We start from the raw sequence: 15,512 nt of genomic DNA on the forward strand, positions 1-15,512 counted from the left end.
GATGAGTACCGACGATAAACGCATTCGCGAATTCGCCTATCAGATCTGGGAGTCCGAGGGTAAACCCGGCGGGCAGGAGAAACGCCATTGGGAGATGGCGCGCAAACTGGCCGAGGCCGAAGCACTGGCACCCAGCAAGCCGCCCAAGGCGGCGAGCAAACCAGCGGCCAACAAAACCGATGGCGCCAAGCCTGCTGCCGCCAAGAGCACCACGGCCAAGCCTGCGGCAAAAACCACCACGCCCAAGGCCAAACCTGCAGCCAAAGCTGCTGCGACCAGCGCAGACAAGAAGCCGCGGGCCACACGCAAGCCGCCGGCGGTTTGAGTCATCCCCCTATCGGTCTCCTCGCCAGGTGGGAGCAAGGCTTGCTCGCGAAACAGGTGCCTCGATTGCTTGCAAGAGCGCATCACTTCATTGCGGGCAGGCCTTGCTCCCACAGAGACGCAACTTTGTCCCACATCGCGGGGATAAATCCCCACGCCGCAGGTAAAGGGTGGAGCCATCCATCCCAAGTGAACCGCATCGCTGTATCTGTCTGTCTTTTGCAGGAGCAACTATGAGCCGTCCAAAAAAAACCACGCCGCCGCCCGTTGTCGAGGCTTCGCGGATTCGTGAGGGGCTGCCTTTTCCACTGGGTGCAACCTGGGATGGCCTCGGGGTCAATTTCGCGCTGTTTTCAGCCAATGCCACCAAGGTCGAACTGTGCATTTTCGATGATGCCGGCGAAGTCGAGCTCGAACGCATCGAGCTGCCGGAATACACCGACGAGATTTACCACGGCTATCTGCCCGATGCCCACCCGGGCTTGATCTATGGCTACCGGGTCTATGGCCCATACGACCCGGCGAACGGCCACCGTTTCAACCCGAACAAGCTGCTGATCGACCCGTATGCCAAGCAACTGGTCGGCCAGTTGAAGTGGTCCGAAGCCCTGTTCGGCTACACCATCGGCCATCCCGATGGCGATCTCAGTTTCGATGAGCGCGACAGTGCCCCGTTCGTCCCCAAGTGCAAGGTCATCGACCCTGCGCACACCTGGGGCCACGACCATCGCGTCAGCGTCCCCTGGGACAAGACCATCCTGTATGAGACCCACGTGCGCGGCCTCACCATGCGTCACCCTTCGGTGCCCGAAAATCTGCGCGGTACGTTCGCCGGGCTGATGGTCGACGATGTGCTGGAGCATATCCGCAAGCTGGGTGTCTCTTCGGTGGAACTGCTGCCCATCCATGCCTTCGTCAACGACCAGCACCTGCTGCACAAAGGCATGACCAACTACTGGGGTTACAACAGCATCGCCTTCTTCGCCCCGGACCCACGCTACCTGGCCAGTGGCAAGATCGCCGAGTTCAAGGAGATGGTCGCCCACCTGCACGAGGCCAACCTGGAAGTCATCCTCGACGTGGTCTACAACCACACCGCCGAAGGCAACGAACAAGGCCCCACCCTGTCCATGCGCGGCATCGATAACGCCTCGTACTACCGGCTGATGCCCGACGACAAACGCTACTACATCAACGATTCCGGCACTGGCAATACCCTGGACCTGAGCCATCCTTGCGTTCTGCAAATGGTCACCGACTCCCTGCGCTATTGGGCCACGGAGATGCACGTCGATGGCTTCCGCTTCGACCTGGCGACCATCCTGGGCCGTTACCATGATGGCTTCGACGAGCGCCACAGCTTCCTGGTGGCCTGTCGCCAGGACCCGGTGCTGCGCCAGGTGAAAATGATCGCCGAACCTTGGGACTGTGGCCCCGGGGGCTACCAGGTGGGACGCTTTCCGCCGGGCTGGGTCGAGTGGAACGACAAGTTCCGCGACACGGTGCGCGCCTTCTGGAAGGGCGACGATGGCCAGCTCGCAGATTTCGCCAGCCGAATGACGGCCTCGGGCGAGATGTTCAACCAGCGTGGCCGGCGTCCGTACGCCTCGTTGAACTTCGTCACCGCCCATGACGGTTTCACCCTGCATGACCTGGTGTCGTACAACGACAAGCACAACGAGGCCAACGACGAGAACAACCAGGACGGCAGCAATAACAACCTGTCCTGGAACCATGGCGTCGAAGGGCCGACCGACGATCCAGAGATCAACGCCCTGCGCCATCGACAGATGCGCAACTTCTTCGCCACCCTGTTGCTGGCCCAAGGCACGCCGATGATCGTCGCCGGCGACGAATTTGCCCGCACCCAGCATGGCAATAACAACGCCTATTGCCAGGACAGCGAGATCGGCTGGGTCAATTGGGACCTGAGCGAAGATGGCGCGACGCTGCTCAAGTTCGTCAAGCGCCTGATCAAGTTGCGCCTGACCTATCCGATCCTGCGGCGCGGGCGGTTCCTGGTGGGTAACTACAATGAGGACATCGGCGTCAAGGACGTGACCTGGCTGGCCCCCGACGGCAGCGAAATGACCATTGAACAATGGCAGGACAGCCATGGTCGTTGCCTGGGCATGCTGATGGACGGTCGCGCCCAGGAGACCGGCATTCGGCGCAAGGCCGGCGATGCGACGCTGCTGCTGGTGGTCAACGCGCACCACGACATCGTCAACTTCCGCTTGCCGGAAGTCCCCGAGGGCAGTTTCTGGACCTGCATGGTCGACACCAACCAACCGACCGTTCGTGGCCAGGAGCGCTTCGATTTCGATTCCGAATACTCCGTCACCGGGCGCTCGCTGCTGCTGTTCGAGCTGCAACGCGAAGAAGAAGAATGAAGCACCCGCGGTAGACAACCATGAGGACCGCAAGGACGCGGTTTTCGATATTCACCGTCCAGTTTGAAGAAAAAAATGCAGTTCAGACACTCATGTCACGAGACGAATCGGCCGACATGGTCAATACTTCGCATGCGATAGTCTCCAGGATTCGGAGCGCTGTGAATCGCAGCCATGCACACGCGGGCGTCATCGGACAGTAGGCCCGGTACATGGCTGAAAGATTGAATACAAACAAGGATGTCTCTCATGAAACCCGCCTCTCGCTTGCCCGGCCGGCAGCATCCGCAGATATGGAACAGTGCTGCGCAACTGGCCGATATTCCGATCATCAGTACCCAAACGCTCATTCCCGCCGGCGCCCGCGCCGTCATCCTCGCCCCGCATCCGGGCGATGAGGTCGGGGCCTGCGGCGGGCTGCTGCAGTTGCTGAGCAACCTGGACCAACCCATGTTGCTGATCTCGGTCACCGATGGAGCCCTGGCCCACCCCGGCTCACCGTTGTGGGCCGATGAGCGCCTGCGTACACACCGCCCTCACCCGCAGGAAAGCGTGGACGCCCTGCATCGCCTGGGCATAGCCGCCCATGGCCTGCAATGGGTGCGCGGTGGCTTCCCGGAAAAGGCCCTGGCCGAACGCGAAGCCGAGCTGGCCGACTTTATTGCACGTCACCTGCGCCCCGGTGACGTGGTGTTCAGCACCTGGCGCCAGGATGGCGACAGCGACCACGACACCGTCGGGCGCGCCGGGGCCCTGGCCGCCGACAGGACCGGGGTGGCGTTCAACGAACTGCCGGTGTGGGCCTGGCACTGGCCGGTCCGCGAGCAAAACAAGATCCCCTGGCACCGGGCCCGCAAATTGCGCCTCGACGTCTGGACCACCGCCCGCAAGCGTCACGCCATGTACGCTTACGTCAGCCAACTCAATGGCGAACCGGCGAGCGGCATCGCCCCGCTGGTGCCCCGGGTCATCCTGGATCGGATGGGCATGCCGTATGAGATTGTCTTCATCTGAACATGCACCGGTGGTGGCGGTGGTTCAGGTACACCGCTATCGCGAGCAAACTCGCACACAGGGTCTGGTGGCGTACACAGATGTTGCATACCCCGCAAATCCAATATGGGAACAAGCTTGCTCGCGATAGCGATCGGCAAGACCATGAAAAATCCGGAACTGCCGGCGCCTTGGGTCAGTCGCATGAACAGGTACGTCTGATTCAGGAGGGAACGTGACTCAAGATCCCGATTGGCGGGCCGTCGAACCAATGCCATCGGAGCTGCCTGCGGCGGTTCATCGGCTGCGGATCCTGACGGTCAATACCCATAAGGGTTTCACCGCCCTCAACCGTCGCTTCATCCTGCCCGAATTGCGCGAAGCGGTACGCAGTACCGGGGCTGACCTGGTGTTCCTGCAAGAGGTGCTGGGCGAACATGACAGACACGCGTCACGCTACGACAACTGGCCCCAGACCTCCCAGTACGAATTCCTCGCCGACAGCATGTGGAGCGACTTCGCCTATGGTCGCAATGCGGTCTATCCCGATGGTCACCATGGCAATGCCCTGCTCTCCAAATACCCGATTCGCCAGTACCGCAATCTCGACGTGTCCATCACCGGCCCGGAGCGGCGCGGATTGTTGCATTGTGTGCTGGATGTGCCCGGCCACGCCGAAGTCCACGGGATCTGCGTGCACCTGAGTCTTCTGGAAAGCCATCGCCAATTACAGCTCAAACTGCTCTGCCAATTGCTCGACTCACTGCCCGAGGACGCTCCGGTGATCATCGCTGGCGACTTCAACGACTGGCAACTGCGTGGCAACCTCGCCCTCGCCCGCCGTGGCTACCTGCATGAAGCCTTCGAGCACCACCACGGTCGCCCCGCCAGGACCTATCCGGCCCGCTTCCCGCTGTTGCGCCTGGACCGTATTTACCTGCGCAACGCCAGCAGCCACGCCCCGCAAATCCTGGGCAGCAAACCCTGGACGCACCTGAGCGACCACCTGCCGCTTTCGGTGGAAGTGCATTTGTAGAGCGGGCCTTTTCTGCTCTTTCTGCGCGCGGACCTGTAAGTTCTGACAGTAGCGACACCCGCTGTTCATTGCTAGGGTGCCATCCCATACAGCGAGCGTTGCCAGGCCCTGTGTGCCATCTGTCGTGCAACCGATGCTGAAACCGGCATTTGCGAGATGCCGATGCAGAGGGATAGCACATGATTCGGCACGATAGAGGATTGCATCGGCTGTTCAACGCTGTGTGGATATCAGCCCCCTTGCTGTTACCCGGCCCGGCCGCCATGGCCGCTTGCACGCTGACACCAACCGCAGGCGATGACGCTTATGTCTGCGACAGCGGCACCAGTCCCGGGCTGACGGACCTTTCGGGTGACAACAGCCTGACCATGCCCGCCAACGGCAGCGGCGTCATTAGCGGCGATGTCACGCTCGGCACCGGCGTCGACCGCATCGTGATCAATGCCAACGGCGTGATTGACGGTGATGTCGAGCAAGGTTCGCAAGCCGACGATTTCACCATGAATGGCGGCAGGATCCTGTCCCTGGCACAAGGTGATGGCCTTGATACATTCTTGATGAGCGGCGGGACCATCGTGGACGCGTTCGAAGACGGCGACATTGCGAAGATGACCGGCGGCACTATCGGCCGGGTCGACATGAAACTCGATGACAATGTTTTCGACATGTCCGGTGGAAATATCATCGGCAACCTGGTGACCGGTTTTGGCCAGGACACCATCATCCTCTCCGCGGGACGCATCGGCGGCAATGTCAGTATCAGCGGCGGCAATGACAGCATTACCGTCAGCGGTGGCGAAATCATCGGCGAGGTCCGGGCCAGCGCGGGCGACGACCAGTTGCAGTGGAGCGGCGGGCTCATTCACTCGACTATTTTGATGGGCGACGGCAGCGACACGGCGTTGTTGAACAACCTCGATGAAAGCCTGCTCGCCACCACACCCAGCCTGAACGGTGGGTTGGGCCAGGATGTCTTGACGTTCAGTGGCAGCACCTCCAGCACCGGCGCCCGCTACCTCAACTGGGAAACGATCGACCTCACCCAAGGTACGCAACTGAACCTTGACGACACCCTGACCTTGGGTGACAGCGCCACCGCTACCGGGACGCTCAACATAGAATCCGGCAGCACGCTCACGTCGACCCAAGGCATCATTGCTCCTTTTACTGTCGGTCAGTTGGCTACGCTCAACAACGCCGGCGCGGTGGACCTCGCACAGGGCAACACCCGCACCAACGACACCCTCACCGTTCAGGGCAACTACGTCGGTAACAACGGCCAGTTGCGCCTGCAAACGGTACTGGGTGCCGACGACTCGCCCAGCGACAAACTGGTGGTCAGTGGCGGGACACTCACCGGCAGCACCGCCATCGCAGTCACAAACCTGGGCGGCGCGGGCGCGTTGACGACCCAGGACGGCATCGAAGTGGTCCAGGCCCAGGGGGGCGCGGTCAGTGATAGCGGCGCCTTTTCGCAGGCGCAATCCGTCTCGGCCGGCGCGTTCGATTACCGCCTGTTCAAGGGCGGCGTGAGCGGCAATGCAAACAACTGGTACCTGCGCTCCACCGTGGTCGCCGGACCGGTAGCAGCGTCCAGCCCGACGTTGCCTGTGTTGCCGGCTGCAGTACCCGGCGCGGCGCCCATTGCTCTGTACCGGCCGGAAGTGCCAACCTGGTCGGTACTGCCCCCGGCGGCGGCACAGCTGACCTTGATGGCCCTGGGCACGTTCCATGACCGTCAGGGCGACCAGCGCTTGCTCACGGAGAACGGCGCGTTCGGCGCAGGTTGGGCCCGGGTCTATGGCAAAGACCTGGATCAAACCTGGGCCGGCACGGTAACACCGCGGTTCGATGGATCGATCAAGGGTTTCCAGGTGGGCAATGACCTGTACAGCTCGCCGCTGTCCAATGGGCAGACCCAGCGCATCGGTTTCTTCGTCGGCCATACCGAATTGAACGGCGACGTCGATGGTTTCAACCTGGGTTTCAAAGGCCGACGCGCCGGCAGGATAGAACTCGACGGCGACAGCTACGGGCTCTATTGGACGCTCACCGATCCCACTGGCGGCTACGTCGACGCCGTGATAATGGGCACCCGACTGAACGGCGACAACCGCTCCGAACGCGGCCTGAAAATCGACAATCGCGGGCACGCCCTGACCGTTTCGGCCGAGGCCGGCTATCCCTTCGCGGTGACGGCCGACTGGGTTCTTGAGCCCCAGGTCCAGCTCATCCACCAGAAGGTCTCCCTGGACACCCAAAACGATGGGGTCTCCAAGGTCGCGTTCGATTCCGACGGTGCCTGGACCGGCCGTCTCGGTGCTCGCCTCAAGGGCCGCTACCAGGTCAGCGGCATGCCCGTCGAACCGTATCTGCGCGCCAACCTCTGGCACACGTTTTCCGGCACCGATACGGTGACCTTCGACACCGAGCGGATCGAGACCCAACAGCGCGCATCCACTGGCGACCTGGGCGTCGGCGTCATCGTGAGCCTGGCGCCTACGGTCAGCGTGTACGCCAGCGCGGACTACAGCAACAACCTCGACAGCCATCAGCAGCGCAGTGTGGCGGGCAATCTCGGCGTGCGGATCAGTTGGTAGGCAGGGTGCGCGACGGTGATTTGACGCCCAAATATACGCATGAATAACCAATTTAAATCAGCGTGTTATTTGTGCTGATTTCATCTTGCCATTCATCGTTCATTTTCTTGACGCACCGCCATCGGTCTTCTTGACTACACCGTACTACCCCCGGAAATACAGTCAGGGGCAGGCCTCTGGAACCCGTCAAGACGGGCCGCCAGAGGCTTGCCTCAATTCATTCGGTCGCCCCTCATTCGGGGTAGGAGAGACGCCAAAAAGCGAGAAACGCATGCGATTGCAAGGCAGGCCCCCATGAAAACGTCCTTCCGTCCACAAGAGATCTCCACTGCCACCCTCCACACCCTCTCCACTTCGTTGTTACTGCTTTCATCCATGGAGGTACAAGCCTGGCCTGCCGAGGAGACAGCGCAGCCCTGGTATGGCCGGGCACAGTCCGGCCACCTCAATACCGATTCTTCCAGCAGTGACCCCGCTTCCGGCAAGAGCCCCGCCCTGTTCACATTGCGAAACGACAGCGGCCATACCCAGCGCATGGGGCTGATCAGTGGACAAAACCAGATCATTTCAACGGGCAGCGGCCTGCTGGTGGCGCCGGCGCTGGCCGAACCGGACAAAGATGCCCTGAACCTGAAAGGCTCGAGCCTCGGCGCCTACTGGAGCCTGACCGGCCCCGCAGGCTGGCACGTGGACCTGAGCGCCAGCGGTGGCCGGGTCAATGGCTACAGCCGAACCGAACAAGGCCAACGCCAGGCCACCGAAGGCAATGCGGTGACGCTGTCGGTCGAAGGCGGCTTTCCGATCGGCATCGGGACCCATTGGGTCGTCGAACCCCAGGCACAGTTGATCAATCAACGCATCACCCTCGATACACCCAATGCCCAGAGCGGCACGGGCAACGAACTGAGCAGCTGGAGCGGCCGCGTCGGAGCACGACTCAAAGGCAATTACCGAGTCAACAGCCTCGGCGTGGAGCCCTATGTGCGAACCAGCCTATGGCACACCGTCCAGAACGCCGATACCTTGTCCCTGGGTAAGGTCGACAAGATCAGCAGCAGCCGAAAATCCTCCACCGTTGAAGTCGGCCTGGGCCTGGTGGCCCGGGTCACGCCAGCGGTAAGCCTGTATGTCAGTGCCGACTACAGCAGTGACGTCGACGACAACGACCTCAACGGCATCATTACCAGCATGGGGGTGCGGATGCGTTGGTAATGCCAATTCAGTAATCGATGCCCCCGCGTGCAGGAGCTGTGTAGGAGCTGTGTAGGAGCTGTGTAGGAGCTGTCGAGTGCAACGAGGCTGCGATCTTTCCCCTGACGCTTGAATCTCAAGCGAAAGATCAAAAGATCAAAAGATCAAAAGATCGCAGCCTTCGGCAGCTCCTACACAAGCCCGGCGCAAGCAATCTGCCGCCACTTAAAAAACACCTCCATTAAGGCGTATAACGCTAAAAGCGATTTATACCTGCAAGCCGTCTGCCCCTGGCTCATTTCATTGATGGAGTAACGACATGACCACAGCCCCCTTCCTTGCCAACCTGTTTCCCAACGCCGCCGACATCCCGGACGCCTACCGCCTCGAAGACCAGATCGAACAGCGCGAATACCTGGTCGACGGCGTCCTGGAAACCTGGCAAGGGCCATTGGCGGTCGTCCGCAGCCCCGTTTACCTGAAGGGTGAGCTGGGCGATGAACAGGTGATTCTCGGCAGCACGCCCCTGCTGGATGCCGATACTGCCCTCACCGCCCTGGACGCCGCCGTGCGCGCTTATGATCGCGGCCAGGGCCAGTGGCCAACGATGCGCGTCGCCGAGCGCATTCGCCACGTGGAAGCCTTTCTGGCACGCATGCGCGAGCAACGTGAGACCGTGGTCAAGTTGCTGATGTGGGAAATCGGCAAGAACCTCAAGGATTCCCAGAAGGAATTCGATCGCACCTGCGACTACATCGTCGACACTATCAATGCCCTCAAGGAGCTGGACCGACGTTCCAGCCGTTTCGAGCTCGAGCAGGACACCCTGGGACAGATCCGCCGCGTGCCCCTGGGCGTGGCCTTGTGCATGGGGCCCTACAACTATCCGCTGAACGAAACCTTCACCACGCTGATCCCGGCCTTGATCATGGGCAACACCGTCGTGTTCAAGCCAGCCAAGCTCGGCGTCCTGCTGGTGCGGCCACTGCTCGAAGCTTTCCGCGACAGCTTCCCGGCCGGCGTGATCAACGTGATCTACGGCAGTGGCCGCGAAACTGTCAGCGCGCTGATGGCCAGCGGCAAGATCGACATCTTTGCCTTTATCGGCACCAACAAGGCGGCCAGCGACTTGAAAAAACTCCACCCGCGTCCGCACCGCTTGCGTGCTGCCCTGGGGCTGGATGCAAAGAACCCGGGGCTGGTGCTGCCGGACGTCGACCTGGACAACGCGGTCAACGAGGCGCTGACCGGCTCGCTGTCATTCAACGGCCAGCGCTGCACGGCGCTGAAAATCCTGTTTGTCCACGAGGATGTGGCGCCAGCGTTCATCGAGAAGTTCAACGCCAGGCTCGCCACCCTGAAACCCGGCATGCCTTGGGAGGACGGCGTGGTGCTGACACCATTGCCCGAAGCGGGCAAGGTCGACTACCTGCATTCGCTGGTCGCCGACGCGCTCGCCAAGGGTGCAGAAGTGAAGAATGCCCGTGGTGGCGAATCACGAAGCTCGTTCTTCTACCCGGCGGTGCTGTACCCGGTGAACACGGCGATGCGGGTCTACCATGAGGAACAGTTCGGCCCGGTCGTGCCCATCGTGCCGTACCGCGACCTCAATACCGTCATCGATTACGTACTGGAGTCCGACTTCGGCCAGCAACTCAGCATTTTCGGTACCCACCCGGCAGAAGTCGGCAAGCTGGTGGACACCTTCGCCAACCAGGTCGGACGCATCAACATCAACGCCCAGTGCCAGCGTGGCCCGGACACGTTCCCGTTCAATGGTCGCAAGAACTCAGCCGAGGGCACCTTGTCGGTCCACGATGCACTGCGCACTTTTTCCATCCGCACGCTGGTGGCAACCAAATTCCAGGACAGCAACAAGGCGTTGATCAGCGATATTATCCGGGAGCGCGATTCCAACTTCCTGACCACTGACTACATCTTCTGATCCAAGCCCGAACGGTGGGCTACGACAGCGCTGGGCGCCGCGACTTGATGCCCCAGCCCTGTTGCATGCCGGCGGCTGCCAGCAGGATCGCTGCCACGCCCAGCCATTGCAGCGGCTCCAGACGATGGCCAAAGGCGAACCAGTCGACGAAGATCGCCGCGATCGGGTAGATGAACGACAGCGCCCCGGTCAACGCGGTCGGCAACCGTTGAATGGCGCTGTACAGCAACACGTACATCACGCCGGTGTGCACCATGCCCAGGGTCAGCAGGCTGGCCCAGGCTTGGGCGTGTTGCGGTAACGCCGAGAAGTTTGCCCAGGGCGCCAACAGCAACACGCCGGTGCTGACCTGGATCAGCGCGATCAGATGAGGTGGCGTACCGGTCAGGCGCTTGATGATCAAGGCCGCGATGGCGTACAGCAACGCCGCTCCCAGCGCCAGCGCAATGCCCAGCAGATAGTCGCCGCCGCCCTGCCCTTGCTCACCATGGGCGCTGACGATGGCCAGCATTCCGAGAAACGACACCGCCAGCCAGAACAGTTTTTGCGCGGTGATTTTTTCGTTGAGGAACAACGCCGCCAACCCCACCAACATGAACGGCTGGACGTTGTACACCGCCGTGCCGATGGCAATCGAGGCGCGGGAATAAGAGGCAAACAACAACACCCAGTTGCCGACGATCGCCACACCGCTGAGTACTGCCAGCAGGAAGGTGGTGCGCGTAAGAATGCCGGGGCGCAAAAAGCCGAAACCGGCGCAGATCAACAGCAAGGTCGCGGCGCCGAACACGCAGCGCCAGAACACCACATCGAGCACCGGCAGGCCGGAAACCAGCACGAACCAACCAATGGTTCCGGAGATCAGCATGGCGGCGGTCATTTCCAGCGAACCACGGCGTAAGGTCTTGTCCATCTTCAGGCTCCTTCAGCAAGTGGACACAGTATGCCGAGCCGACGGGGGGCTCCTCCATGGTTTGAAAAAGGCTAAACTGAATTTTTACCTTTTTAATCAAGGCAACTTCGCACATTCGCCTAATGGAGTTGAAATGACTGACGATATTGATCAGATCCTCATCAGCGCCCTGATGGAAGATTCCCGACGCTCACTCAAGGCCCTGGCAAACCTCAGCGGCCTGTCCTCCCCCAGTGTCGCCGAGCGCCTGCGCCGGCTCGAAGAACGTGGCGTGCTCAGGGGTTACACCGTCGAGGTGGACCCCAAGTGCTTCGGCTATCAACTCCAGGCCATCGTACGTATCCGCCCGCTGCCGGGTCAGTTACAGGAAGTGGAGCGGCAGATCCAGGCCATCGCTGAATTCACCGAATGCGACAAGGTGACCGGCGACGACTGCTTCATCGCCCGCCTGCACGTGCGCTCGATGGAACAGCTGGATACCTTGCTGGACAAACTCAATGTCCACGCCGAAACCAATACGGCCATCGTCAAGAAGACGCCCGTCAAGCGGCGGTTGCCGCCGATGGCGTAAGAACGTATTCCCCCTGTGGGAGCGAGCTTGCTCGCGAAGAGGCCAGTATATTCAACACCTTTGTCGACAGTGACATCGCCTTCGCGAGCAAGCTCGCTCCCACAGGGTTACCGTCGCAACGGATATACACACCAAGCCTTATCCTTTACGAACACGCCGGTGGTCAGCAAAAAAGGGCTTGTCCCCGGCGATACGATCCGAGGCCTTGGGCCCATTGGCCGCCTGGCCGTCCTGGCCATCGACGTACCAGTAACAGTGCTGCACCGCCCGAGTGATGCCCACATACGCCAGGCGCAGGATTTCGTCCTTTTGCGCCGAGTCGTAGGGGTCGGCGTCACCGTCCTGGCCCAGCCCGGCCATTCGATAGACCTGGTTCTTATAGGGTGAACTGCCCAGGTGCTGGCAGTCGCCCAGCAGGAACACCGCATCGGCCTGGAGCCCCTTGGCGCTGTGGTAGGTCATTTGCCTGAGCCGTCGCGCCTCGTACGGCAAGTTAGAATCCACATTAACTGTCGTCTGAATATACTTTTCTATCAATAGCTTATCGCTGCTTTTTCGATACAGCATCAAGATCGAATCGCCCTTGCGGTAGTGCTCATCCAGTCGCCGCGCCAGCCCTTCGTCGTCTCGTTCCAACACATTGACCGGGCTCAGCGAGCGAGACACACCGCTGGCCTTGGCCTTCTTACCTGGGATAGCCGCAGCGGCACGAACAATATGCTCAGCCGCATCGATGATGTGTTGGTGGCTGCGGTAGTTGTCAGTGAGCATGACCCGGGTCGTCGTCGGCGACGGGAATTGCTTGTTGAATGCCATGAAATAGCTCGGTGAACTGCCGCGCCAGCCATAGATCGACTGCCAATCGTCCCCGACACACAACAATGAAGAGCGCTGGGCGCCGCGTCCCACGTGCATCGCGGGACCACGGCTGCGTATTTCCCGCAGACTGGCTCGCAGCCAGGAGACGATCTGCGGCGACACGTCCTGGAATTCGTCGATCATCAGGTGCGAAAGCGGCCTGAGCAACGTATCCCCCAACAGCTTGAAGTTTTCCGGCGAGTGCTCGCTGAACAGCGCAAACATGCGGTTGTAGGTCATCACCGGCGGTGATTGGTCGAGCAGATGGTCTTCGAATGCCCGCCAGTAGCGACTCAGCGCCTCGAAAAAATACCGATCAGGGTCATCCTGGGCAAAGGACATCTGGCCCACGGCATCCGGGACGTCCAGGCCAAGGTTCTCGATAAAGCCTGCCGCCGCGACAAAACAGTCCAGCAATGGCGCTGAACCCAGCTCACCCTTGACCTTGTAGTCGAACCCCGGCCCGGCGCTGGCATCGCCGGCCATTGAGGCTAATACACGCTTGGATGCGTCGTAACTTTCAAGCCAGATCAATGGCTTACGGCAGAAAGCTTGAAACAAGGTGCGCTTGACGGCCCATTCTGCGCGGATGCTCAACTTGGCGCCCGGACGACTGAGCCGGGCGTCTTCCCGTGGATCGAAGCCCAATATCACCCAGGCATCCAGGGAAGGTGCGTAGCCATGACAGTGGAACGTCGAACCATTGATCTCGAACGTCTGTCGCTTCGGCTCGATACCCTTGATCGGCCAGGCACCGGCGCGAAACCAGAGGTCTTCGACGGCGTCGCACAATTCTTCGTCGCGCTGGGCTGCCAGCTCGGTCACGGCGACCCGTTTTTGCACGTCCGGGTGATCGCGCTCCAGCGCCTTGAGCTGCAGTGCGTGGCGGGACAACGGCAGGATCAGCTCACGGAAACGCGCGTCACGTTGGTAAAGATTGTGATAACAGGCGTTGAGTTGCTGGCGCTGAGCGTCGTTGATGCGCAAATCAAAAGGATTGCCCTGGGCATCATCGTCACTCGCTTCGGCGCGATGACTCAGGGTCTCGAAGGCCTGGAGCCGCTCGAACCCGGGCAGGCTGCGAACCATGGGCAAGATGCGCGAATGGAACGTGCGCACCAGGTCCCGAGCTTCCTTGAGGCTGACGGTTCGTCCCCACAGGGCAAACACTTCGATCAGCTTCTGGATGAAATCCTTGCGCGATTCCCGGGTAAACGTCACCACGGTCATCGAGTCCAGTTCGAAACCCAGGTAATGGGACAACAGCACAATGCGCAGCACCAGGGTGGTGGATTTGCCCGCGCCGGCCCCTGCGACCACCGAGGTCGAGGGCGTGTCGCTGAAAATCATCTTCCATTGCGCGGCACTGGGTTGTGCATGCGCCGGTAGCAATCGGGCGATATCTGTCTTGATGCGTTTCTTCAGCTCGGCGGTCAGCGGCAGGCGCCAGTCATCGAACAGCAGATCATCAACCTGCGGTGCCGGATGCTCCGTGCTGCGCGAATCACGGATCAACAGGACCTGACGGCCCTCCTCAAGCCCTTCGGCCCGGCCTTCTTTGTAGCCATAGTCAAAACCGGCGGTATGACCGCTACGGAAACCGTCGGCCTGGCCATGCAACCAAGAGGCGCGATGCTGGGCTCGCAGGCGTGTCAGGCCATGGCCGAAGAATCGGGCGGCCAGGCGCTTGAACAGCGGCATCTGGGCCAAGGATAAAAGCTCGGGGGGAAGATCGGGAGTGTGTTGCGCCACGCTGGGACTCCGGTGTTCATGAACCATGACGGCTATGGTGTCTGTATTTGCCGCCGGGTTCCACCCAAAAGCTTTTAAGTCATGGGTTTAGGCGATGAAGTGAAAGTTGGCTCGCGGTTTTATATCTAAGTACACGATAGCTTTGACGCGTTTTTTACGCTTTTTATCGATGTTTCTCTTGGCGAAAATAGGCCCATCAACCATCGCTTTCGCTGCTCAGCGGAAAAGGACACGACCATGCTCGAACTCAGGCCCTTCGCCACCTTGGGCGCCGCCAACCACGGCTGGCTGGATGCCCACCACCATTTTTCGTTCGCCGAGTATTACGACCCACGGCGTATGAATTGGGGCAACTTGCGGGTCTGGAACGATGATGTCATCGCGCCCGGCAGCGGCTTTCCCCAACACCCGCACCGAGACATGGAAATCATCACCTATGTGCGCGAAGGCGCAATCAGCCACCAGGACAATCTGGGCAACAAAGGCCGTACGCAAGCGGGTGATGTACAGGTCATGAGCGCAGGCACCGGGATTGCCCATAGCGAATACAACCTGGAATCGACGGCCACCCGCATTTTCCAGATATGGATCATCCCCAACGAACAAGGCCTGGCGCCGTCATGGGGCGCCAAGCCGTTTCCCAAGGACTCGCGCGAAGGCTTCGTGACCCTGGCCAGTGGCAAGGCCGGCGATGACCAAAGCTTGCGCATTCGCGCCGACGCACGATTGGTAGCGGCCAATCTCAAGGCGGGTGAAAGTGCAGAGTATCGACTGGACGCCGCGCGTCGAGCTTATCTTGTGCCAGCCACTGGATTGATAGAAATCAATGGTTTGCGTGCACAAGCTCGAGACGGTGTTGCGATTGAAGATGAACGGGTATTGCGGGTGACCGCCATTGAAGACAGCGAAATCGTGCTCGTCGACCTGGCCTGAACC

The 15,512-nt window shown here is 60.7% G+C and carries 11 protein-coding genes; 9 read left to right on the top strand and 2 right to left on the bottom strand.

What is annotated here, in order from left to right:
• The first annotated feature begins 1 nt into the window (after position 1).
• The 7 genes from AC09SL_RS06025 to AC09SL_RS06055 all read left to right on the top strand — a co-directional run bounded on the left by AC09SL_RS06025 (position 2) and on the right by AC09SL_RS06055 (position 10,482).
• A complete protein-coding gene (locus AC09SL_RS06025) occupies positions 2 to 325 on the top strand; it encodes a DUF2934 domain-containing protein (RefSeq protein ID WP_058545896.1) in 324 nt (107 codons plus the stop codon).
• Positions 326 to 557: 232 nt separating this feature from the next.
• The gene (gene glgX, locus AC09SL_RS06030; protein WP_064106820.1) at positions 558 to 2,717 is read left to right on the top strand and encodes a glycogen debranching protein GlgX; all 2,160 of its coding nucleotides are present in this window, start codon (positions 558 to 560) and stop codon (positions 2,715 to 2,717) included.
• Positions 2,718 to 2,966: 249 nt separating this feature from the next.
• Positions 2,967 to 3,731, top strand: a complete 765-nt coding sequence (locus AC09SL_RS06035) for a PIG-L deacetylase family protein (protein WP_058545895.1) — start codon at positions 2,967 to 2,969, stop codon at positions 3,729 to 3,731.
• Between the two features lie 250 nt (positions 3,732 to 3,981).
• Entirely contained in the window at positions 3,982 to 4,746 is a 765-nt protein-coding gene (locus AC09SL_RS06040; protein WP_217501155.1) for an endonuclease/exonuclease/phosphatase family protein, read from the top strand.
• Between the two features lie 179 nt (positions 4,747 to 4,925).
• The gene (locus AC09SL_RS06045) at positions 4,926 to 7,346 is read left to right on the top strand and encodes an autotransporter family protein (protein WP_064106819.1); all 2,421 of its coding nucleotides are present in this window, start codon (positions 4,926 to 4,928) and stop codon (positions 7,344 to 7,346) included.
• 294 nt (positions 7,347 to 7,640) lie between these two features.
• Entirely contained in the window at positions 7,641 to 8,558 is a 918-nt protein-coding gene (locus AC09SL_RS06050; RefSeq protein ID WP_058545892.1) for an autotransporter domain-containing protein, read from the top strand.
• A 298-nt stretch (positions 8,559 to 8,856) separates the two neighbouring features.
• Positions 8,857 to 10,482, top strand: coding sequence for an NADP-dependent glyceraldehyde-3-phosphate dehydrogenase (locus AC09SL_RS06055; protein ID WP_058545891.1), 1,626 nt, complete (start codon positions 8,857 to 8,859; stop codon positions 10,480 to 10,482).
• A gap of 19 nt (positions 10,483 to 10,501) precedes the next feature.
• Here the strand turns inward: AC09SL_RS06055 and AC09SL_RS06060 are convergent, their stop codons facing one another.
• Positions 10,502 to 11,395 carry a DMT family transporter gene (locus AC09SL_RS06060; RefSeq protein ID WP_058545890.1) on the bottom strand — a complete coding sequence of 298 codons (894 nt, stop codon included), beginning with the start codon at positions 11,393 to 11,395 and terminating at the stop codon, positions 10,502 to 10,504.
• A gap of 133 nt (positions 11,396 to 11,528) precedes the next feature.
• Between AC09SL_RS06060 and AC09SL_RS06065 the strand changes: the two genes are divergently transcribed.
• Positions 11,529 to 11,966, top strand: a complete 438-nt coding sequence (locus AC09SL_RS06065; protein WP_003202176.1) for an Lrp/AsnC family transcriptional regulator — start codon at positions 11,529 to 11,531, stop codon at positions 11,964 to 11,966.
• 138 nt (positions 11,967 to 12,104) lie between these two features.
• Here AC09SL_RS06065 and AC09SL_RS06070 read toward each other — a convergent pair whose 3' ends face one another.
• A complete protein-coding gene (locus AC09SL_RS06070) occupies positions 12,105 to 14,576 on the bottom strand; it encodes a UvrD-helicase domain-containing protein (RefSeq protein ID WP_058545889.1) in 2,472 nt (823 codons plus the stop codon).
• Between the two features lie 237 nt (positions 14,577 to 14,813).
• Here AC09SL_RS06070 and AC09SL_RS06075 point away from each other — a divergent pair, with 237 nt between their 5' ends.
• Positions 14,814 to 15,509 (top strand): pirin family protein, encoded by a 696-nt coding sequence (locus AC09SL_RS06075; protein ID WP_058545888.1) that lies wholly within the window; start codon positions 14,814 to 14,816, stop codon positions 15,507 to 15,509.
• Positions 15,510 to 15,512 lie beyond the last annotated feature (3 nt).

The organism is Pseudomonas sp. PF05 (assembly GCF_056521845.1).

Coding starts and splice junctions, on each gene's coding strand:
- AC09SL_RS06075 (WP_058545888.1), top strand. CDS start 14,814: ATGCTCGAACTCAGGCCCTTCGCCACCTTGGGCGCCGCCAACCACGGC.
- AC09SL_RS06025 (WP_058545896.1), top strand. CDS start 2: ATGAGTACCGACGATAAACGCATTCGCGAATTCGCCTATCAGATCTGG.
- AC09SL_RS06035 (WP_058545895.1), top strand. CDS start 2,967: ATGAAACCCGCCTCTCGCTTGCCCGGCCGGCAGCATCCGCAGATATGG.
- AC09SL_RS06060 (WP_058545890.1), bottom strand. CDS start 11,395: ATGGACAAGACCTTACGCCGTGGTTCGCTGGAAATGACCGCCGCCATG.
- AC09SL_RS06065 (WP_003202176.1), top strand. CDS start 11,529: ATGACTGACGATATTGATCAGATCCTCATCAGCGCCCTGATGGAAGAT.
- glgX (WP_064106820.1), top strand. CDS start 558: ATGAGCCGTCCAAAAAAAACCACGCCGCCGCCCGTTGTCGAGGCTTCG.
- AC09SL_RS06055 (WP_058545891.1), top strand. CDS start 8,857: ATGACCACAGCCCCCTTCCTTGCCAACCTGTTTCCCAACGCCGCCGAC.
- AC09SL_RS06050 (WP_058545892.1), top strand. CDS start 7,641: ATGAAAACGTCCTTCCGTCCACAAGAGATCTCCACTGCCACCCTCCAC.
- AC09SL_RS06040 (WP_217501155.1), top strand. CDS start 3,982: ATGCCATCGGAGCTGCCTGCGGCGGTTCATCGGCTGCGGATCCTGACG.
- AC09SL_RS06045 (WP_064106819.1), top strand. CDS start 4,926: ATGATTCGGCACGATAGAGGATTGCATCGGCTGTTCAACGCTGTGTGG.